At 35.2% G+C, this 20289-nt stretch carries 26 protein-coding genes; 17 read left to right on the top strand and 9 right to left on the bottom strand.

The features are described from left to right. Nucleotides 1-24: 24 nt before the first annotated feature. On the top strand, nucleotides 25-1422 hold the full coding sequence (sufB, locus tag FC748_RS17800) for a Fe-S cluster assembly protein SufB (RefSeq protein WP_024362718.1): 1398 nt from the start codon (nucleotides 25-27) through the stop codon (nucleotides 1420-1422). A gap of 730 nt (nucleotides 1423-2152) precedes the next feature. Here sufB and FC748_RS17795 read toward each other — a convergent pair. Next, nucleotides 2153-2485, bottom strand: a complete 333-nt coding sequence (locus FC748_RS17795) for a hypothetical protein (protein WP_024362719.1) — start codon at nucleotides 2483-2485, stop codon at nucleotides 2153-2155. 16 nt (nucleotides 2486-2501) lie between these two features. Further along, on the bottom strand, nucleotides 2502-2873 hold the full coding sequence (locus FC748_RS17790; protein WP_024362720.1) for a hypothetical protein: 372 nt from the start codon (nucleotides 2871-2873) through the stop codon (nucleotides 2502-2504). Nucleotides 2874-3579: 706 nt separating this feature from the next. Here FC748_RS17790 and FC748_RS17785 point away from each other — a divergent pair. From FC748_RS17785 to FC748_RS17745, 9 genes are all read left to right on the top strand, one after another. Then, nucleotides 3580-4437, top strand: a complete 858-nt coding sequence (locus FC748_RS17785) for a DUF72 domain-containing protein (protein ID WP_108030995.1) — start codon at nucleotides 3580-3582, stop codon at nucleotides 4435-4437. After that, complete coding sequence (locus FC748_RS17780) at nucleotides 4437-5258, top strand: sulfite exporter TauE/SafE family protein (RefSeq protein ID WP_025220403.1); 822 nt, start codon at nucleotides 4437-4439, stop codon at nucleotides 5256-5258. Before FC748_RS17785 ends, FC748_RS17780 begins: the two co-directional genes overlap by 1 nt. 16 nt (nucleotides 5259-5274) lie before the next feature. After that, on the top strand, nucleotides 5275-6642 hold the full coding sequence (locus FC748_RS17775; protein WP_108030994.1) for a bifunctional metallophosphatase/5'-nucleotidase: 1368 nt from the start codon (nucleotides 5275-5277) through the stop codon (nucleotides 6640-6642). Between the two features lie 35 nt (nucleotides 6643-6677). Further along, nucleotides 6678-7787, top strand: a complete 1110-nt coding sequence (locus tag FC748_RS17770; RefSeq protein ID WP_024364829.1) for an HD-GYP domain-containing protein — start codon at nucleotides 6678-6680, stop codon at nucleotides 7785-7787. A 44-nt stretch (nucleotides 7788-7831) separates the two neighbouring features. Continuing rightward, nucleotides 7832-8602, top strand: coding sequence for a sporulation protein YunB (gene yunB, locus FC748_RS17765; protein WP_024364830.1), 771 nt, complete (start codon nucleotides 7832-7834; stop codon nucleotides 8600-8602). A 115-nt stretch (nucleotides 8603-8717) separates the two neighbouring features. Beyond that, a complete protein-coding gene (gene lipA, locus FC748_RS17760) occupies nucleotides 8718-9641 on the top strand; it encodes a lipoyl synthase (RefSeq protein WP_024364831.1) in 924 nt (307 codons plus the stop codon). Between the two features lie 34 nt (nucleotides 9642-9675). Continuing rightward, complete coding sequence (locus FC748_RS17755; protein WP_024364832.1) at nucleotides 9676-10029, top strand: YutD family protein; 354 nt, start codon at nucleotides 9676-9678, stop codon at nucleotides 10027-10029. 157 nt (nucleotides 10030-10186) lie between these two features. Further along, the gene (locus FC748_RS17750) at nucleotides 10187-10711 is read left to right on the top strand and encodes a D-glycero-alpha-D-manno-heptose-1,7-bisphosphate 7-phosphatase (protein WP_024364833.1); all 525 of its coding nucleotides are present in this window, start codon (nucleotides 10187-10189) and stop codon (nucleotides 10709-10711) included. Between the two features lie 61 nt (nucleotides 10712-10772). Further along, nucleotides 10773-10958: a hypothetical protein gene (locus FC748_RS17745; RefSeq protein WP_370510647.1), complete on the top strand. Its 186-nt coding sequence runs from the start codon at nucleotides 10773-10775 to the stop codon at nucleotides 10956-10958. Between the two features lie 145 nt (nucleotides 10959-11103). Here the strand turns inward: FC748_RS17745 and FC748_RS17740 are convergent, their stop codons facing one another. Further along, complete coding sequence (locus FC748_RS17740; RefSeq protein ID WP_024364835.1) at nucleotides 11104-11370, bottom strand: DUF3055 domain-containing protein; 267 nt, start codon at nucleotides 11368-11370, stop codon at nucleotides 11104-11106. 88 nt (nucleotides 11371-11458) lie between these two features. Between FC748_RS17740 and FC748_RS17735 the strand changes: the two genes are divergently transcribed. Beyond that, the gene (locus FC748_RS17735; protein ID WP_024364836.1) at nucleotides 11459-11911 is read left to right on the top strand and encodes a DUF86 domain-containing protein; all 453 of its coding nucleotides are present in this window, start codon (nucleotides 11459-11461) and stop codon (nucleotides 11909-11911) included. Next, entirely contained in the window at nucleotides 11908-12660 is a 753-nt protein-coding gene (locus tag FC748_RS17730) for a TIGR01457 family HAD-type hydrolase (RefSeq protein ID WP_108030993.1), read from the top strand. Before FC748_RS17735 ends, FC748_RS17730 begins: the two co-directional genes overlap by 4 nt. A 136-nt stretch (nucleotides 12661-12796) precedes the next feature. Here FC748_RS17730 and FC748_RS17725 read toward each other — a convergent pair whose 3' ends face one another. After that, a complete protein-coding gene (locus FC748_RS17725; protein WP_024364838.1) occupies nucleotides 12797-13033 on the bottom strand; it encodes a YuzB family protein in 237 nt (78 codons plus the stop codon). Between the two features lie 385 nt (nucleotides 13034-13418). Here FC748_RS17725 and FC748_RS17720 point away from each other — a divergent pair, with 385 nt between their 5' ends. Beyond that, complete coding sequence (locus FC748_RS17720; RefSeq protein WP_024364839.1) at nucleotides 13419-14486, top strand: NAD(P)/FAD-dependent oxidoreductase; 1068 nt, start codon at nucleotides 13419-13421, stop codon at nucleotides 14484-14486. A gap of 89 nt (nucleotides 14487-14575) precedes the next feature. Here FC748_RS17720 and FC748_RS17715 read toward each other — a convergent pair whose 3' ends face one another. Continuing rightward, nucleotides 14576-14911, bottom strand: coding sequence for a YuzD family protein (locus FC748_RS17715; RefSeq protein ID WP_024364840.1), 336 nt, complete (start codon nucleotides 14909-14911; stop codon nucleotides 14576-14578). A gap of 84 nt (nucleotides 14912-14995) precedes the next feature. Here FC748_RS17715 and FC748_RS17710 point away from each other — a divergent pair, with 84 nt between their 5' ends. Then, a complete protein-coding gene (locus FC748_RS17710) occupies nucleotides 14996-15232 on the top strand; it encodes a NifU family protein (protein WP_024364841.1) in 237 nt (78 codons plus the stop codon). 49 nt (nucleotides 15233-15281) lie between these two features. On the opposite strand, the gene FC748_RS17705 is transcribed toward FC748_RS17710, so the two are convergent. Beyond that, entirely contained in the window at nucleotides 15282-15974 is a 693-nt protein-coding gene (locus FC748_RS17705; protein WP_108030992.1) for a DUF2225 domain-containing protein, read from the bottom strand. A gap of 182 nt (nucleotides 15975-16156) precedes the next feature. Here FC748_RS17705 and FC748_RS17700 point away from each other — a divergent pair, with 182 nt between their 5' ends. Together FC748_RS17700 and FC748_RS22480 are read left to right on the top strand one after the other, a co-directional pair. Then, nucleotides 16157-16531: a HesB/IscA family protein gene (locus FC748_RS17700; protein WP_024364843.1), complete on the top strand. Its 375-nt coding sequence runs from the start codon at nucleotides 16157-16159 to the stop codon at nucleotides 16529-16531. 156 nt (nucleotides 16532-16687) lie between these two features. Next, complete coding sequence (locus tag FC748_RS22480) at nucleotides 16688-16819, top strand: hypothetical protein (protein WP_255313804.1); 132 nt, start codon at nucleotides 16688-16690, stop codon at nucleotides 16817-16819. Nucleotides 16820-16851: 32 nt separating this feature from the next. Here FC748_RS22480 and FC748_RS17695 read toward each other — a convergent pair whose 3' ends face one another. Continuing rightward, entirely contained in the window at nucleotides 16852-17325 is a 474-nt protein-coding gene (locus FC748_RS17695) for a hypothetical protein (protein WP_108030991.1), read from the bottom strand. 95 nt (nucleotides 17326-17420) lie between these two features. Next, nucleotides 17421-17819 (bottom strand): hypothetical protein, encoded by a 399-nt coding sequence (locus FC748_RS17690; protein ID WP_024364845.1) that lies wholly within the window; start codon nucleotides 17817-17819, stop codon nucleotides 17421-17423. Nucleotides 17820-18173: 354 nt separating this feature from the next. Between FC748_RS17690 and FC748_RS17685 the strand changes: the two genes are divergently transcribed. Continuing rightward, nucleotides 18174-19259 carry an SH3 domain-containing protein gene (locus FC748_RS17685; protein WP_024364846.1) on the top strand — a complete coding sequence of 362 codons (1086 nt, stop codon included), beginning with the start codon at nucleotides 18174-18176 and terminating at the stop codon, nucleotides 19257-19259. A 294-nt stretch (nucleotides 19260-19553) separates the two neighbouring features. On the opposite strand, the gene FC748_RS17680 is transcribed toward FC748_RS17685, so the two are convergent. After that, a complete protein-coding gene (locus FC748_RS17680) occupies nucleotides 19554-20117 on the bottom strand; it encodes a hypothetical protein (protein ID WP_024364847.1) in 564 nt (187 codons plus the stop codon). Between the last annotated feature and the right edge of the window lie 172 nt (nucleotides 20118-20289).

Here is a 20289-nt window from a genome sequence, read left to right as displayed (position 1 = left end):
TAATTCGTGAACGGAGGAGAAATAATGGCTAAAAAAATGCCGGATATTGGCGATTACAAATACGGATTCCATGACAAGGACGTATCAATTTTCCGTTCAAAACGTGGTTTGACTGAAGAAATCGTCCGTGAAATTTCAAATATGAAGCAAGAGCCAGAGTGGATGCTTGAATACCGCTTAAAAGCGCTTGAAACTTTCTATACAAAACCGATGCCACAATGGGGTGGCGACCTTGGCGATTTAGATTTCGATGAGATTACGTACTACGTAAAACCATCTGAAGCTACGCAAAAATCTTGGGATGAAGTACCTGAAGAAATTAAAGCAACGTTTGATAAATTAGGTATTCCTGAAGCAGAGCAAAAATATCTTGCTGGTGTATCAGCTCAGTACGAATCTGAGGTAGTATACCACAACATGAAACAAGATCTTGAAGACCTTGGTATTGTGTTTAAAGATACTGATTCAGCTTTACGTGAAAACGAAGAGATTTTCAAAAAATATTGGGGCAAAGTAATCCCATACACTGATAACAAGTTTGCTGCATTAAATTCAGCAGTTTGGTCAGGTGGTTCATTTATCTACGTGCCACCAGGTGTAAAAGTGGAAACGCCTTTACAAGCATACTTCCGTATTAACTCTGAAAACATGGGGCAATTTGAGCGTACGTTAATTATCGTTGATGAAGGCGCACACGTGCATTATGTTGAAGGATGTACTGCTCCAGTTTATACTACAAACTCTTTACACTCTGCAGTTGTAGAGATTATCGTCGAAAAAAATGCTTACTGCCGTTATACAACGATTCAAAACTGGGCAAATAATGTTTACAACTTAGTAACTAAACGTACAGTTGTTGAAGAAAACGGTACGATGGAATGGATTGACGGTAATATTGGTTCAAAATTAACGATGAAATACCCAGCTTGTATCCTAAAAGGTGAAGGCGCTCGTGGTATGACATTATCAATTGCATTAGCTGGTAAAGGACAACACCAACATGCTGGGGCAAAAATGATTCATATGGCACCGAATACATCTTCTACAATCGTTTCTAAATCGATTGCCAAACAAGGTGGTAAAGTAACATATATGGGTCAAGTTCGTTTCGGTCCTAAAGCAAGTGGTGCACGTGCTAACATTGAATGTGACACGTTAATCATGGATAATCAATCTACTTCGGATACGATTCCATACAACGAAATCTTAAATGATAATGTTTCTTTAGAACATGAAGCGAAAGTTTCAAAAGTGTCAGAAGAGCAACTATTCTACTTAATGTCTCGTGGTATTTCTGAAGAAGAAGCAACAGAAATGATCGTAATGGGCTTTATCGAACCATTTACGAAAGAATTACCAATGGAATACGCAGTAGAAATGAACCGTCTTATCAAGTTCGAGATGGAAGGTAGTATCGGGTAAACATCCGGTAAACCTTTCTACATCAGCGTTTCTGTATGGTATGTGTAAGGTGAAATGTGTGAAATACCTACAAATCATCTACAAATTATAAAATTATATGTTTTTTATAGAGATCGAGTGCATTGCGCTCGATCTTTTTTATTTATATATAATTAATTGTTGTATAGCGATTTATGACAATACAAGTCTTATCTTTAGCTTGGAAGATGCATCCGAGAAATAGAAAGCTACAGTTATGCTGTAGTAGGATAGAGGGAAAAGAACATAGCGAGGTTTATGATGAATCTGTTACCTAGGTTGAATAGACCAACAAATTAGATAAGACACTCGAGGGAAATGGATCGTAAAAGACTATAAAAATTATTATTACTATAACCGAATCCAAACAAAACTAAAAACAACCAGTAGCCGGTTCAATACCGACAACTGGTTGAGTGATGCTATTTTAATTGTTGTCCTATATACCAGGTTTAGTCCCATTTTATGCTATCGACCTTTTCTAAATTAATTACAAAACAATGGTTTGTGAACATTGTTTATGTGTTTTTTATATAAATTTTCTCCCAGAACTTGTTATACAAAAAATCTAAATATTTTAAGCGATCCTGCAGCCCTTGTTTAAGATATAATCGTATCATCGTAGGTCTGTATTTCCCTAACGCTACAAATCTAATTTATATTTAAGAGGGGCTGTCTCATCCTAATTTTATTTTATTCTAATGAAGATCATTTATAGAGGATTACTATACATCCTGCCAGTAAATGTAGCTATATATTCCCCTTTAATATACTCATGTTTTACATATTTTAAAACACCCCTCATTACGCCGTAAACTTCATGATAATACTCATAGGGTACTTCCTTAGGAATTAATGAAGGTGTAGGAAAAGTCAAAGTGATTGTTTGAATATGATCATAAACCCAAAATGGTGATACATCAGTTTGTGTTTCTTGTATCAAGGGTATAGTTGTTTCTCTTGCCTGAACAGTTGGATTAGAAAAAGGTAAAATAAATGAAGCAACACCTACCATCAATAAACCTTTATTAAAAAAGTTATTCATATATAACACTCCTTTTTTAATAATTAATTTTACCTGTGAAAGTTGCTCTCCAAGTATATTGAAGCTTTTCTACTTCTCCAGTTCTTTTTAGTTTGCCATGATACCATTTACCATCAATATACTCTTCGTAATAAATTGAATCTGGTACTGCAGCAGCAGAAGTATATTCTTTTTTTACAGTTTTAGTTATTGCAGTCCAAGGCCATCCATAAGTTGTAACCTCATCTTTATTTATTTGGTATATTTTACCGCTCGTATCACCAACCTTTTCTTTTGTATAATCTTCACTTACCTCATCTGTCGTCAATGCTTGTGGCTGAATAACAATTGAACCAAACGAAACAACCAAAATCAAAGCTACTATGAAATAAATGATTTTTTTTTGCACTTCCCTTGCCCCTTTCCTTTCATTTTTTAGAATGTTTGGTTAAAAATCGATTCTATTATATAATAAAAATGAGAATATTGCAAAAATTAAAATATTAATGTCGAAAGCTATTAAAGATTTTCAACGTGATTGGTAATCATAGAACTACAATGTATGTTTATATTAAAACAAATGTTATACGTCGTAGGAAAAGCCCTTTTCTTTATGAGCATCCGACAGCTATACAAGTATTAGTAGCTATTGTTGAATCATTATAAAATGATACCGAAAACTGTGATATTATCAAATTAAGTTATCTAAAAGGGATGTATAGAAATACTTGTTATTCTAGCCCTTTTTGCCGGCTTGTTCACGAACACAGTTAATTGATGAAGTTGTATGGCAAGGGAATATGCATGTATTATATAGTAGAAAGCGGGATTAAATAGTTTTATATCCCTTCCAATTACGCTTCCTTTAGAATGAATTATCAAACGTATTCGAGCGATTTCAATTGATTTATGGGTAAAGTGTATGAAAAGTTATAGTATAGTTGCTTGTTATGTTGTATTTCTTTCTATTCAACTGTATATGATGGAAAGTTCCATAGACTAATTTTGAAAAATACATGCGACTAGAGCTATTTTAGCTTTAGTCGCTTTTTATTTTTGTAAGTATTTGCACTGGAAAGTGTATGCTATCATTAGGTACATAGGGAGGGAGTCTTATGATTCGAATTGGGCTAACAGGCTGGGGCGATCATCCTTCGTTATACAGTGGTGTGACTGCCTCAAAGGACAAATTATTTGATTATGCAGGTCATTTTTTAACAGTAGAAGTAGACACATCATTTTATGCTATTCCATCAGTTGACAATGTACGGAAATGGTGTGAACTAACACCACATTCATTCCGTTTTGTTATAAAGGCTTATCAAGGAATGACTGGTCATTTACGTGGGGAAATCCCCTTCGAATCCAAAAATGATATGTTTAACGCGTTTATTGAGTGTGCCAATGAATTTAAACGGCATGGAAAATTAGCGATGGTACTCGCACAGTTTCCACCATGGTTTGATTGTCAGTCAAAAAATGTCCAATATTTATTGTATATTAGGCAACAATTAAAAGAGTTCGATGTGGCAATTGAATTTCGTAATCGCACGTGGTATGCAGACAAGCTTGTCCAGCAAACAATGGATTTCTTGCAGGAACATCAATTTATTCATACGATTTGTGATGAACCACAAGCGGGTATTGGCTCTGTTCCCTTTTACCCTGAAGTAACGGCAAATAGGGCACTTGTACGCATTCATGGTCGTAATATTCATGGTTGGCGTAATACTGGCAATATGGAAAACTGGCGAAAAGTTCGGTTTCTATATGATTATAATAAAGAAGAATTGCAACAACTCGGCCAGCATATTCAAGCTATACAGCCAAAGGTACAGGAGCTATTTGTGTTATTTAATAATAACTCAGGGTTGCATGCTGCGAAAAATGCAAAGGAGCTTCAGGAGCTATTAGCTATACGAGATGTTGGTTTAGCACCAAAACAATTAAATATGTTTGAAGGAGAAATATAATGGAGTTTATTCTTTTAGTTATCATTGCACTAGCATCGGGGCTAATCGGCTCTCTTGTTGGGCTAGGTGGAGGGATTATTTTAGTACCGGCTACTTTATTTGTTGGGTTAAATCTTGGGTTGCTTCCAGATATAACACCGCAAAAGGTGGTTGGGCTATCTGTTGTGATGATGATTTTCACCGGGCTAGCATCAACATTAAGCTACATGAAATCCAAAACGGTGGATTATAAAAGTGGTTTTATATTTTTTTTAGGTAGTGTTCCAGGAACAATGGTAGGTGCATGGGTAAATAAAGGATTGGATTTACCTTCATTTAATTTATATTTTGGGTTATTGTTAATTGTTATATCGATTATTTTACTTGTACGCGATAAATTGAAACCTGTACAATGGTTTGTGAAAAATGGTACACAACACCAGTTTATCGATGCATCGGGACAAACATATGTTTACGGCTATCCGATTTGGTTTGCGTTGTTGTTCTGCTTTGCAGTTGGCTTTGCATCAGGATTATTTGGTATTGGTGGCGGCTCGATGGTTGTGCCTGCAATGATCATATTATTTTTATTTCCACCACATGTGGCAGTGGCAACATCCATGTTTATGGTGTTCTTAACATCCATTGTGAACTCGGCAAGCCATATTTATTTAGGTCATGTACCATGGCTTTATACGATTCCAGTTATTCCTGGGGCTTATATTGGAGCTAAGTTAGGAGCAGCACTCAATAAAAAAATTAAATCAGATACACTTGTCCTGGCACTTCGAATTATTTTATTATTATTAGGAATTCGTTCCATTATAGAGGGCTTATTGTAAAGAAGAGGTGGCTGGAATGCTAGAAAAAATTCATATTTTTCACACAAATGATTTGCATAGTCATTTTAAGTATTGGCCACGCATGCAAAACTATGTCAATGCGCAACGTGCTCAATATGCAGCTGTAGGGGAAACTAGCTTTTTAGTTGATGTTGGAGATCATCTAGATAGGTCAAATATTTATACAGATGCGACTATTGGTAAGGGAAATGTCAAATTATTAAACGATGCAGGTTATGATGTTGTGACAATCGGTAACAATGAAGGCATTACACTGTCTCATGATGAGTTGTTTCATCTATATGATGACGCGCTATTTGAAGTCGTAGTGGCGAACGTTAATGCCTCGAAGGGACAAAATCCAATGTGGCTAAAGCCTTACGTTGTGTTAACTACAAAAAATGACACGAAAATCGCGGTTATTGCAGCGACAGCTATGTTCGAAATTTATTATAAGGAATTGCAATGGCAAATAGACGATGCACGAAGTTCCCTTATTCGATTAACCCATCAACTGCGTAAAGAAGTAGACATTGTTGTTTGTCTGTCACATTTAGGAATTACTGAAGATGAACTGCTCGCAGAGGAATGTCCTGAAATTGATGTTATCTTTGGGTCTCATACGCATCATACATTGCCAAATGGGAAGTTCATCAATGGTGTATTGCTTACTGGCGGAGGAAAATTTGGCCAATATACTGGACATCTCGTGATAGAATATGATAAAAAAACGAGAGAAATTGTTGAAAAAAAGGATACTTTAATTCATAATAAGGACTTGCCAATTGTTGAAAATGAAAATGAATTTTTGCTAACTTTAGAAGAAGAAGGCAAAAGGTTATTAGACAAGCCTGTATTTTCAACAGAAAAAATGTACAATAAAGAATGGTTCCATTACTCACAATTATCTCACTTATTTGCGCAAGCAATTATAGAAAAAAGCGGTGCAGATTGTGCGTTATTTAATGCAGGGATTTTTTTAGAGGGCCTTCCAAAAGGAACGGTAACCGCGCTTGATTTACATAAAATTTTTCCACATCCAATTAATTTATGTACAATCGAATTGTCGGTATCTGAAATAAAAGAGATTTTTCAGCAATCGAAAAATGAAGAGTGGCCCAATATGGAGCTTAAAGGATTAGGGTTTAGGGGCGTTGTTTTTGGTAAGATGCTGACGTATGGCTTTGCAATGAATGAGGAGCGTCAATTGCTCATTAATGGAAAGATTGCAGATAATGAACGTACTTATAAATTAGTAACGTTGGATTTGTTTACCTTCGGTTATTTTTATCCTAGCTTTAAATATGCAAAGAAAAAATATATTTTACCTGATTTTTTACGAAACATTATGTTAGATTATGGGCAAAGTTTCTTTAAGCGATAGATAAAATGCTTTAAGAATGGATTGGGGAAGAAGTCATGCGATTAATTTCAATCGATGTATTAAAAGAAGGAATGGTACTAGGAAGAACCATTTGGAATGAGGCAGGTCATCCACTTTTAAAGAAAGACGTTGTCATTAATGAACGTATTATTGAAAGACTTCAACAATTGAATACGCATTATTTATATATTGATGACAAAATTTCTGAAGGCATTGAAGTCAAGGAGACAGTTCCTCCTGATGTCCGGAATAAAGCCATTTCAACTATTAAAGATTCTTTCCAATCATTGAATGGTTTAAGTACGGTGAATGCCTCTTATATACTGGATCAACAGTCGAAAGCGATTGTCACGATTGTCGATGAACTACTCTCAGCTATTACGGGTAATAATGAAATTTTAACGGTTTTAACAGATGCTTATTTATTTGATGAATATTTATATCAGCATTCTTTTCATGTGACTTTATACTCGATTGCAATAGCAAAAGAATTAGGTCATTCTGCTGAAGATCTTCGTTTAATTGGTATTGGTGCCTTATTGCATGATGTTGGAAAGCTTATGGTGCCGAAAGAGATATTAAAAAAACCAGGTCGCTTATCTCATGAGGAATTTGAGATGATGAAAATGCATACGCGTTACGGGTTTGATTTATTACGTAATTTGCATTCTATTTCCTTACTGGTTGCACATTGCGCTTTTCAACATCATGAACGCATTGATGGAAGTGGTTATCCACGTGGCTTAGTTGATTTTGAAATCCATCCATTTGCCAAAATAATTGGTGTAGCGGATGTATTCGATGCAGTGACGACAAATCGTGTATATCGTGAAAAAATGCTACCATCACAAGGGCTTGCCATTGTTGAAGCTGGCTCAGGCACTATTTATGATGCACGAATTGTTAATGCATTAAAAAGATCGGTTGTCCATTATCCGAATGGGCTGATTTTAAAATTATCAGATGGTCGCAGAGGAATTGTTTCTAAACAAAATACTTTGGATGCTGCTTTGCCATGGATTCGAATTTTTGAAGAGCGTAATGAATTACTTACAGCGACATATGAAATTAATTTAGTGGACTATCCAACTGTAAAAATTGATAGTATTGAAACTGATTATGTAGTACCAACGAGAGTCGTATAATTTGCTCCTTCTGTTCATACGTTGTAGAACAGGAGGAGATTTTTTTGTTTTTCCCTCGAAAAAGGATGAAATTGCGAACGAATCATAAAAGAGGAATGCAGCTCAATCGTTTAACCTTATTAATTGTCGCAAGTATTATTTGTATCGCATTATTTCTGTATTTTTTAAATGAGCGTCTTAAACCCACATATTTGGAATATGCAGAAGTGCAGACGAATAAAATTGCGTCGTATGTTGTTAGTAAAGCCATTAACTCACGTACTTCTAACGTATTGGACGTTAATGATATAATCGAAGATGTACCATCTGGTACGTCAGTGACCACAAAATTTAATACAGAAATTATTAATAGAGTGCGTGCAGAAACACTTGAACTTGTGAAAATGTATTTAGAACAAGCTGAGCATGGAGAATTGTCCCATTTACCGGATTTAGATAATGTTGAATATGATGTGAATAAAATTCAACAAGGAGATGGTATTGTCTTTTTCGTTCCGCTTGCACAGGCGGCAGATATTCCTTTACTCGGTAATTTAGGGCCTAAAATACCCATACGTTTTCATGTAATTGGCAATGTCCATAGTAATGTTACAGCGGATATTAGAGAATTTGGTATTAATAGTGCGTATGTCGAAGTTGGCATTCATATAGAAGTGAATGTCCAAATAATTGTGCCATTTGCTAGTAAGTCAACGACGGTATCACAGGATATTCCTGTAGCAATGGGGTTAACGAGAGGACCAGTACCAAACATTTATACGAATGGCACAGATGCGGTACAGCCATCTATAGAAGTGCCAGTGCCATATCAATAGAAATGTTAGGTTGAGAGTAAATGTTAGTTGTTGCAGTTCGTGTAATATGATACATTGACAACAGTGATGGTAGATCATATTCAACAAAAGATTACTTTGATAGGGGCGAAATTGTATGACATCCTGTAAACCTACTAGCAATGAAAAAGAAGAACATGTAAGAAAACCTGATTGGCTTAAAATTAAACTAAACACGAACGATGAATATAAGGGTCTTAAAAAGCTTATGCGTGAAAAAAATCTTCATACAGTATGCGAAGAAGCACGTTGTCCAAATATTCATGAATGCTGGGGTGAGCGTCGAACAGCGACAATGATGATCTTGGGTTCAGTTTGTACGCGTGCATGTCGTTTCTGTGCTGTAAAAACGGGTTTACCAAATGAGTTAGACCTTGCAGAACCAGAACGTGTGGCAGATTCAGTAGCAATTATGAACTTAAAACATGTTGTTATTACAATGGTGGCTCGTGATGATTTAAAGGATGGCGGTGCAGAAGTATTAGCGGAAACTGTGCGCGCTATTCGTCGTAAAAGCCCTTTAACATCAGTAGAAGTATTGCCTTCAGACCTTGGAGGTATTAAGGAAAATCTTCAACTTCTAATGGATGCAAGACCAGATATTTTAAATCATAATATTGAAACAGTACGTCGTTTAACGCCAAGAGTACGTGCGCGTGCAAAATACGAACGTTCTTTAGAATTTCTTCGTTTAGCAAAAGAGATGCAACCAGACATTCCAACAAAATCATCTTTAATGATTGGTTTAGGTGAAACGCATGAAGAAATTTTAGAAGTAATGGATGATTTACGTGCGAATAACGTGGATATTATGACAATTGGTCAATATTTACAACCGACTAAAAAACATTTACCTGTAAAAAAATATTATTCTCCGATTGAATTCGGTAAACTTCGCAAAATTGCAATGGAAAAAGGTTTCAAACATTGTGAAGCAGGCCCACTTGTACGCAGTAGTTATCACGCAGACGAGCAAGTGAATGCCGCAACAAAAGAGCGTCAATTACAAGCCGAAGTGTAATGTAATTTAGTAGACCTAGAAAGGTGGTGTCACTTTGATCATTATTGAAGGATATGAATACGAAGTTGTTGAAGATTACCGTGAAGCTTTTCAGGAAGAAGTCTTTAAGGAGCGGTACTCAGATATTTTAGTCAAGTATGATTATATTGTAGGCGACTGGGGTTATAATCAATTGCGGTTAAAAGGTTTTTTTGACGATAAAAATCAGAAATCTACCTTTGATACAAAAATCAGTACGCTGCAAGATTACTTATATGAGTATTGTAACTTTGGCTGTGCTTACTTTGTTTTGCATAAACGCGGTAAAGCTATTATGCAGCCTGATGTTGTAATAAATGAAGCTACCGAAGTGACAAAACCAAATGACAATGAACAGATAGCAGAATAGCTAATAACAACCTGATGCCAAATGTGCATCAGGTTTTTTTATGCGATGACGGCCGTTGAACAATGAACAGCCAAGTATAGTGTGTGTAATTTGGATATAATAGTACAAAAGATTAGTGCTTTAGCATTTATTGATTCTTATTAAAGGTGTGATTTTTATAAAAAGAGCAGTCTTTTTAGATCGAGATGGGGTTATTAACGAAGTGTTGACGAAAAGAGTTAAATTTGTGAATAAGCCGCAGCAACTTTTTTTCCTACCTCATGTGCCAGAGGCGATAAAAAAATTAAACGACTTTTTTGATTTTGTCTTTGTTGTAACCAATCAAGGTGGCGTAGGCTTAGGATTTATGAAAGAAGGACAGCTCAAAAAAATACACATGCATATGACAAATGAATTAAAGACACAAGGTGCTATCATTCATGAAGTCGTGTATTGCCCTCATAAACCAAAAGCTGGTTGTGATTGTCGGAAACCAAATAGCAAGTTAATTGTAGATCTTGCTGAAAAATACAATGTGGATTTATCAAAATCTTATATGGTGGGGGATACAGATACAGACATTATTGCAGGAAAAAGAGCTGGTACAAAAGGCGTTTTTTTAGGTAAATATGATCCACTTGCGGATGCCGTATTCCCAGATTTAATAAGTGCTGTTGACTGGATAATTGAGGATGCATATTAGTTTTTTTGTTTAAGTATAAATCATTTAAAAAAGGAAAGTTTATAAAGTGGAGGTGATAATTTTGGCTAACGAAAAGCAAAAGCAAAAGAAAAAGCAATTAGACCGTGAAGAGTACGGATATGGCTTTGATATTAGTGTAGATGATTTAGCTGTTATTGGGCAAAATAAACAAGCGAAAAAACAAAATGATAATGAAAACAAAAACAAACCACATAATAAAGATAACCCTTCCACTTTAAATAAATAATGATACATCAGGGGTTCTATTTAGTGTAATATTCGATAGACATGATGGGATTTTGACAAAAAAATTTCGCTATATGCCAAAGGGTCTATTGCAGTCCCAAGCAAATGGATTAGCGAAATTTTTTTATTTAAATCTTTAAACCGTATTAGTTTAGTAATTCCCGTAAGTATTCACGCAGTTCCACTGTCTCTTCTTCCGAACGGTTGTATACGTGTTCAAGGTAGCCAGGTTCTTCTACGTCGTCTGGTCCTATAATCGCAAAACGGCCAAATTGGATATCCATCACAAGTACTTTGCCAAAGAAGCGGCTAGATTGTAAAATGGCTAAATCGTAGCGTAGTTTTTGTCCTGCAAAACTAACAAAGCGTGTTTTTGTATCTTCTACATCATCATATAAGAAAAAACGTTCCATCTTTTAATCTCCTTCCAGTCCTATAGATATGGTACTATAGAAGAGAAAAGACTATCAACTTTAAATGATTTGAATGGGGGCTTTCCTTGTGTATTTTGTAGATCGAAATAAAATCACAACAAACTTACAGTACTTAGATAAACTATTAGCTATTTTGGAGACAGAGGATAACTGGCTACAAAATGATATGAAGAAATTAGCGCTCGAACGTATTGGGCATAATGTGATGGAATCAATGATGGATGTAGGTAACTTAATGATTGACGGTTTCATCATGCGTGATCCAGGTAGCTATGAGGATATTATTGATATATTAATCGATGAAAAAGTCGTATCAACTGATATGGAAGCATCGTTAAAAGCTGTTGTAGGCTTACGTAAAATGCTCGTTCGTGAATTCGCATCTGTAGATATAGCAGAAGTTGTGACGGTTTTAACAGCCAGCTTACCGGCTTTAAAGCAGTTTGCACCAGCAGTGAATAACTACTTAACAAATGAGCTAGGTCCCGTATCAGCATTTTTACCTGAGGATCATCAATGAAAACCTATAAGGCTTATTGCTTTGATTTAGATGGCACTGTCTACCGCGGAAAGGAAGGTATTCCTTCTGCGGTTGCTTTTATACAGCAATTACAGCAGCAAGGAATTGAGCCGTTTTACGTAACAAACAATTCCTCTAAAACGAGAGAGCAGTTACAAGAAGCTTTACACGCAGTTGGCGTAGAAGCACCACTTCATCATATTTATTCAAGTGCTTTAGTAACAGCAAAGTATGTAGCTATGAATTTCCCAGACAAAAGAGTAGCAATGATGGGCGCTGATGGGATTCGATTGGCGTTGTTAAATGAAGGAATTGAACCTGTAGACAATGAGCCAGATGTATTTGTTATGGGCATCGATCGCACATTAGATTATATGGCACTGGCAAAGGCTACAATTGCTGTACAAAATGGTGCTGCCTTTATTGCAACTAATCAAGATATTAAATTTCCAACAGAATATGGATTTTTACCTGGAAATGGCTCATTTGCGCGCCTAGTAGGAGAGGTTGCTGGGGTTGAACCAATCTACATCGGGAAGCCGTCTGCTGCAATGCTCGACATCATTGCGTTAGAGCATTGTTTTACAAAAGATGAGATGGTTATGATTGGTGATAACTACGATACGGACATTATGTGTGGTATTCATTTTGGCTGTGATACCATTCATGTCAATACAGGTGTAACACCAACAAGCGAAGTTTTAACAAAAGAACAGCAACCTACTTATTTAGTGGAAACGCTGGTTTAAAATTTTGCTCGAGGTATAAATTAACAAAGGATGTTATGCCGATTTTGGTATAACATCCTTTTCATATGTGTAACTTTATTTTGTTAGGACTCAAACTTTTTCGTAAATATATTGATGGTATCCATGTTGTCTACAATTACCATAATGGATTTTCATCAATAAATTGATATATAGCTTTTGTGAGCTCCTCTGGTGAAGCAGCTTCTACTAATTCACCATTGACAATCGCGTAAAAAGATTCAGAACACTTTGTACAGTAGCTAAGGCAGCCATATTCCAAAACATCGATATTTGGATCGCGTTCGAGTATTTCATAAGTTTTTTGTGAGCCATTTGCTAAATTACTTACACAAAATTCAACCATTGGATTCATATGTTCACCTCACCCTTGATATGCTACTAGCTTTTGAAACGTTCGTCAATGATTTAAATTGATTGAGTTAAAGTCGTTCCAGTTTATATGAATGCTGACTAACCGTTTATTTGTAGTGGGGATGCAAATTATTGCAAGATACTTTTGGATGTCACCAATTTTAAGTTAAACTTTTCGAGTCGGCTTATTTATTACGGGGCACAAATTCTGCCGAAATGTAATTGACTTTGGCATAATTGTTGTGTGAAAATGCAAAGAAGTAATCGATATTGTGAAATCTTTCACAAAAATGCAATCTTATATTGTGAAACTTCTCACAATCGGTTATACTCATTTGTGGATACTTTGTGAACAATTATAATTAGATACATTAAAGGAGACTATTATGGGGAAATTAGTACTTTTAGGTGGCGGCTACGGCAATATGCGTGTCATGCTTCGACTTTTACCAAACAACTTACCTTTGGACACGGAAATCGTGTTAGTAGATAGAGCGCCTTTCCATAGTTTAAAAACAGAATTTTATGCATTAGCAGCAGGGACTTCAACAGATAAAGAAATTCGTGTAAGTTTCCCAGAGCACGAGCGTTTAACGGCTGTGTATGGTGAAGCCGTTGGGATTAACCGTGCTGAAAAAGTAGTCATTCTAGAGGATGGGCAACGTATTGAATATGATGATTTAGTTATTGGTCTAGGCTGTGAGGACAAATACCATGGTGTACCAGGTGCAGAAGAGTACACATACAGCATTCAGACGATGGCAAAATCACGTGCAACATTCCAAGCGTTATGTGGTTTACCAGCAGGCTCAACTGTCGGCATTGTTGGTGCTGGTTTAAGCGGTATTGAGTTGGCGAGTGAGCTACGAGAAAGCCGTGCTGATTTAAAAGTAAAATTGTTTGACCGAGGTTCACGTATTTTAAAAGACTTCCCAGAGAAGCTTAGTAAATATGTGAAAGATTGGTTTACGAAACATAATGTAGATGTTATTGCAAATTCTAATATTACAAAAGTAGAACCAGGGAAAATTTTTAACCATGAAGAGGAAATACCACTAGATGCAGTAGTTTGGACTGCAGGTGTGCAGCCTGTTAAACTTGTGCGTGAAATGGATGTTGAAAAAGATCGTCAAGGTCGTCCGATTGTCACGCAATACTTTAATGTGTTGGATGATGAGCACGTCTATGTTGTTGGTGACTGCGCTTCTTCTGACTTTTCTCCTAGTGCACAATTAGCGGAGGAGCAGGCGGAGCATATCGTAAAAGTATTACGTATGCGTTGGAAAGGTGAGCGTTTACCAGAAAAAATGCCTGATATTAAACTAAAAGGTTTCATGGGATCATTAGGTAAAAAACAAGGCTTTGCTTACTTAGCAGATACAACTGTTACTGGTCGTATTGCACGTTTAATGAAATCTGGATTACTATGGATGTACAAATATCAAAATGATTAATGCGTTGCTCATATTCTTTTGAGCATACTAGTAAATAATAAAAGGGATTGCTCAAAGGTAAACTTGTGAACAATCCCTTTCATGTATTATTAAACGGTTTCGTCTGGTGTAAAGCCAAGATTTTCAAGTGCATTAAAGACCGGCTTTAATTGGACATACCCTTCTCCTACTACTTCATCATTGATGAGCACGAGTGGATAGAAAAATTCATCTTCTTGAATACGTCTAGCATAATCTAAATCACGTTCATTCTCAATTGGACCTTCAATATCGACATAACGAATAGCATAAGCTTGGTCTGGATATTTACGATCAATAGCGGCTTGCAACCACTCATATGTATCCTTAGAAGATGGTGCATTGACACAGCTAGCACAGATGACCGCAGTGCCATAAATTTCGATAATTGGTTTTGTTTGATCCATAGTATTTATTCTCCCTTGTGATTCTATATTGGATTTTTTCTGTTGCTAACATTATAATCATTATAAGGAAAGGAGTCGAGACAAATGGCAGAAGCAACAATTAACGACCAAGTTCAAGAAGTATTAGATAAATTACGTCCATTCTTATTACGTGACGGTGGAGACTGTGAATTAGTAGATGTAGAAGATGGCGTTGTAAAATTACGTTTATTAGGTGCATGTGGTAGTTGCCCTAGTTCTACGATTACATTAAAAGCAGGTATTGAACGTGCTTTATTAGAAGAAGTACCAGGGATTATTGAAGTAGAACAAGTTTTCTAACATTTACGTACAAAAAGTTCTAGCTAATTTTGGCTAGAACTTTTTTAATTTACGCTTGTCGAGATTTTTCTTTTTCTTCGCGAATCAGTGTCCATTGTTCCTTTGCCATATCGATAATTTTTGCTTCGCCACCAATACTTTGTTTCTCAATAACCTTAGAAAAGAAGCGTGTCGCATTTTCGATATCACCGATACGTCGTGATAGCTCGGCAATCACATACATAATGCGTACATCAGACATTTGAGTTGCGCTGTAATCCTCATTTGAATAGGAATCCATATAAAGATCTCGGGACATTTTCATAAAACGCTGCTCTTGACCTTCATTTTTTAATGAACGATATAACCACGCAAGACGTAAAGTTAGACCAGCAGTAGCAACGAATTTTTCTTTTTTAATCGTAGCGCATAAAAATGCTAATTTATAGGCTTGAATCGCTTGGAAGACCGTACGTTCACCTTTAAAATCATGGTGAACCCATTTTTCTGTAATTTGTGTCTTTATCTCATCTTGTACGCCAGGCGCAAAATATTTTGTAAAGTCCTCTGTAAAGGAGAAGCCACAATGCTCACAAACAAAAACATTGTAGTAAAGAGCATTGACATCGTCAGCATAAATCGGCTGAAAATCGGTTTCCGTATGATCCACTTTTATGAATTTAGAGCGTACTTTTAATGTTGGAAATTCTTTTTTACAATTAAGACATTGAATTTTTTTTTCATAATACGGTGAAATCTCCATAATATATACCTCTTTCATCGATGTAATTATAACTATTATACCAATAGATGCATTTAACACATGAATAAAAAATACTAATTAAGTGAAAATATCGGGAATTTTGCTAATAATCTACTTCAAGCTGAATGTTTGTCATACAATAGTCAAAATTGATATGATAAGTAAGAAGGAAGGTGATTGGGATGACAAGTTTAAAACAAGTAATAGACGTGACTGAAGCGGCTGCATTTCATATTAATGAAATGATGGAGCATAATGAGGAGCAAGGTTCTTTTTTACGCGTAGCTGTTAATGGTGGCGGATGTAGTGGTCTATCGTATGGCATGCATTTCGATAAAGAGAAAAAAGAAGACGATTTTGAAGATGTACAACATGGTTTAACGATTCTTGTTTCCCGCGAAGATGCGCCTATTTTAATGGGAACAAAAATTGACTATAAACAATCGTTAATGGGTGGTGGCTTCACCATCGACAACCCAAATGCCATCGCATCTTGCGGCTGCGGCACAAGCTTTAAAGCAGCAAAACGTGAAGGTACGCCTGAAGTTTGTGAATAATTAAACGTGATATAAATGTTGAAGAAGGGTTGTATAAGTCTATACATTCCCGATTATAAGTAAACACAACCCTAAATTAGCGTCATTAGGGCTGTGAATACCAAGCCTTTTTGATTTGTCTGTTGCGGAAAGCATCACAAATTGAGGAGGCTTTTTTTGTATGGTTTAAAAAGAGTAAACAAACACAATGTAGAAAGAATATCCAAAAACTTTGAACAATCAATTGACCTTATGGATTCTGCTAAAAATGCAGAGGGGCTTCCTATTCTTATTATAGTAACTGCGTAAGAGTGTTCCTTCTTAATAACAGGAACCCAATCTTATTTTTCTTTTATAAAAAAGAAACCTGTTCCATTTTCTTGTGGTATAAATCCTTCTTCAATGGACATTTTTTCTATAGTGTTTTGTTCATGTGCTGTAATTACAGCGGTAACATCCTTTTTTTCAGTTGGCTCCCCTTTAATAAAAAAGAAACCTGTTCCATCTTCTTGCGGTACAAATCCTTCTTCAATGGACATTTTTTCTATAGTGTTTTGTTCATGTGCTGTAATTACAGCGGTAACATCCTTTTTTTCAGCTGGCTCCCCTTTAATAAAAAAGAAACCTGTTCCATTTTCTTGTGGTATAAATCCTTCTTTAACGGACATATTTTCTACCATTTTTTGTTCTTCTTTTTTTATAACCGTAGTAATATCTGTTTGTTCTTTAGCTGATCCTATATTGTCTTTTGCAAAACCAATTGTCAATGCTAAAACGCCTGTTAAACCAATAGTGAAGACTAACTTTCCTTTCATATAAAAACCTCCATTTGAATGTAGTTTAAACCAATAACATATTTCTTTATCATGTTTCCTTACACAATTTTATAAAGCAACTTAGAACTTCTCCGTTAGAGTTTCTCAATTTTTATTGTTATATTTTCTTCGCTAATTGTGATGTTTTCTGTTTCAGATACTTTCTTTATAGAATCTTTAATTATTTGTTTAATCATCTTATCATCAACTTTTGTATTCTTTGGAAAGCTTATTGATATATCAATAATTCCTTTAACGGGACTACCACTTACCATTATTCCTTCTATTGACTCACTATCCAATTCCGTTTGTTCTGTAATAGATGCCATTATTTCTGTTTTAAATTCTGAAATTAAATTTAATTCTTTTGATTCTGACATTACATTTGCATCATTTTCCTTGTTTTCCGTAATATCTATAATTTCCTCTTTATTGCAGCCAACTAACAAAATTGAACTAAAAACAATTCCTGAAAGCATAGCTTTTTTTAACACTTATACTCCTCCTTTATAAATAAATTACATATTTAGAAAAAATATCAATACTAAGTTTAACGATATATATTGGCGAAAGTTTCAATTTAAACATAATATCTTACCTTATTGAATTGATAAAAATGAGTAAAGATATACACATAGAAAGACTAAGGTATTTTCTAGAACGCCTTGATGTTCATTTAAAAAGTATATCGAGGTTGTGCACAGTCGAATCGAAGCAATGAAAGCGGATTGCATTTCTTGTTTATTCATTTATATTTAGCTTTAAAAATAGGTAAAATTTATTATGGAAACATATACAGTCAATAGTAAAAATGGTAGAATAGTGAAGATTAAAAGGAGGTCATTTGATTGAATATACTTAAGAAATGGTTTGTTGCAGCCTTTGTACTCATCATGTTATTTACTTTTCAGCACCAAGTAGCCGAAGCAGCAGACTACCGAACAGTGAAAGTTGTGAGTGGCTCCAGCTTAATTGTTAGAGAGTCGCCGAGTGATACAGCCAATTCGGTTGGTAATCTAGATAAGAACCAATTTGTAATAGAGTTTTCTACTTCTAATGGTTGGTCTCACATTCAAGCTGGTGATGTTAAGGGCTACGTTAATACTTCATTTTTAAGCGTTCCACCTTCAACAATAAAAATTGCAAATTCTAAAAGTGGTCTTGTTGTAAAATCTACGCCATCACTATCGGCAGCCACATTAGCGACATTGAAGTACAATATGGTCGTTGAAGATTATGGTTCAGTAGGGAATGGATGGTCCTATGTGCAATATGGTAATGTGATAGGCTATGTTAAATCCGATTTTATGGGAAAGACTAAAACATCGACTAAGTATGTAAATACAAGTAGTGGGGTTGTTGTTCGCAATATTGCCAGTCAATCTGGAGCTTCAGTAGGTTCATTAAGCAATGGTACACAAGTAACGGTACATTCTACATTAGTAGGGTGGTCTTATGTAACTGCTGGGAATGTTAAAGGGTATGTAGTCGATTCATTTTTATCGACAAAGAAACCTGTTGTACCTTTCAATAATATTAACTTTAAATTGTCTATTCGTGATGTAGAGAGAAATGAAAAATCAACGTTTATTCAAAAAATTCAAGACGATAGAGAAACTTATTTAATTTATGAGACGAAAAAATATGGCTATTTTGCAGAGTTAACATACATTTTTATAGGTGGACAATTAGAGTATATTAGCTATGATTTCTATCCAGATCAAAATAGTTATCATACATGGGATGAAATGTCTGTTTTACATGATATTCTGCATAGAAAGGGTGTTGCAGAATTTGGTAATGACTATCAGTTCACATATGAAAAATATAATAGTCTATATACTACTTGGGAAAAGAGTGGTTACAAGGCATTGCTAACAGTGCACGATAACTATCTTTATACAACGGCAAAGTTAATATATTATCGTAAATAAAATTCATATAATTAGTAATATAGATATAAAGCCTTTTAAGTTGGTGCTTGCAAAAGCATAATGAATTTAAAAGGCTTTTTTGTATGGTTTTAAAGAAGGTGAAAATTGCAATGGAGAATGAATATTCAGTGTTAGTAATCGGGGGTATTTATAAAAAAACCTCACATTGTTGTAATGTAAACCTCCAATAGCGATTGAGAAAGCAGAATAAAAAGACTTGTGCTGAAAAGTCGTTCAAACGCACAAGCCTTCACAAAAGTATTTCTTTGAAAAATAGACTATCCTATTAAGATGTTAAGGATACCATGAAAGTTTAGCATCACTATCTAATGGTTTATTTTTTATTTCCTCACTCAAAGTATTGAACCATTGACTTGAAATTTCTTCTGCTTTGAGATTGATATCGTCATTATCTTCCCAGATAATATGAGAAAACCAAGCTCCTGTTGCCCATTCAAATTGCAGTTCAGCAAAAGAAATTTTAGGATGGTTCACTTGAATAAATTGATCATTTACTGCTTTAGAAACGTTAGAAGCTTGAGGTAGTAACTCATTTTGAATTTTTTCTATAATAGTAGGATTTTCAAGCTCATACCACTTCAATAGATGCCCATCAATTTGGTAAAAAATATGGAAAGATGGCTGTTGACCCATATCTATTAAAATAAAGGCACGTTCTACTGTGTTGTCAGTCGCCTTCACTGCGTTTACGATAATATTTTGCGCAATTTCCTTCCAAAAGTCATTTGCCTCATCTAATGGTGACGCTAGAGTAAACGCAGACTCAAGTTCAGAAATATCAGCTTCTGCTTTATTAACCTCTTCAACTTTTTTAAAAAATCTATTAAAGAACCCCATTAATTTTCCTACTCCCGATTTTATTTATGATAAATAATTTTTGTATTGTTGCTTATTTGTTAACTAAAACATATCTATTACAAATAATAACATATAAAAGTAATAATAAATAAATGGTTATGTAAATATTTAGGGGCATAGGGTGAGCATGGTGTTGTAGATAAGTTTACTT

Origin of the sequence: Lysinibacillus sphaericus (assembly GCF_005217585.1) — a bacterium.
Classification (GTDB): Bacteria; Bacillota; Bacilli; order Bacillales_A; family Planococcaceae; genus Lysinibacillus; species Lysinibacillus sphaericus.
This window is presented reverse-complemented; position numbering and strand designations above follow the sequence as displayed.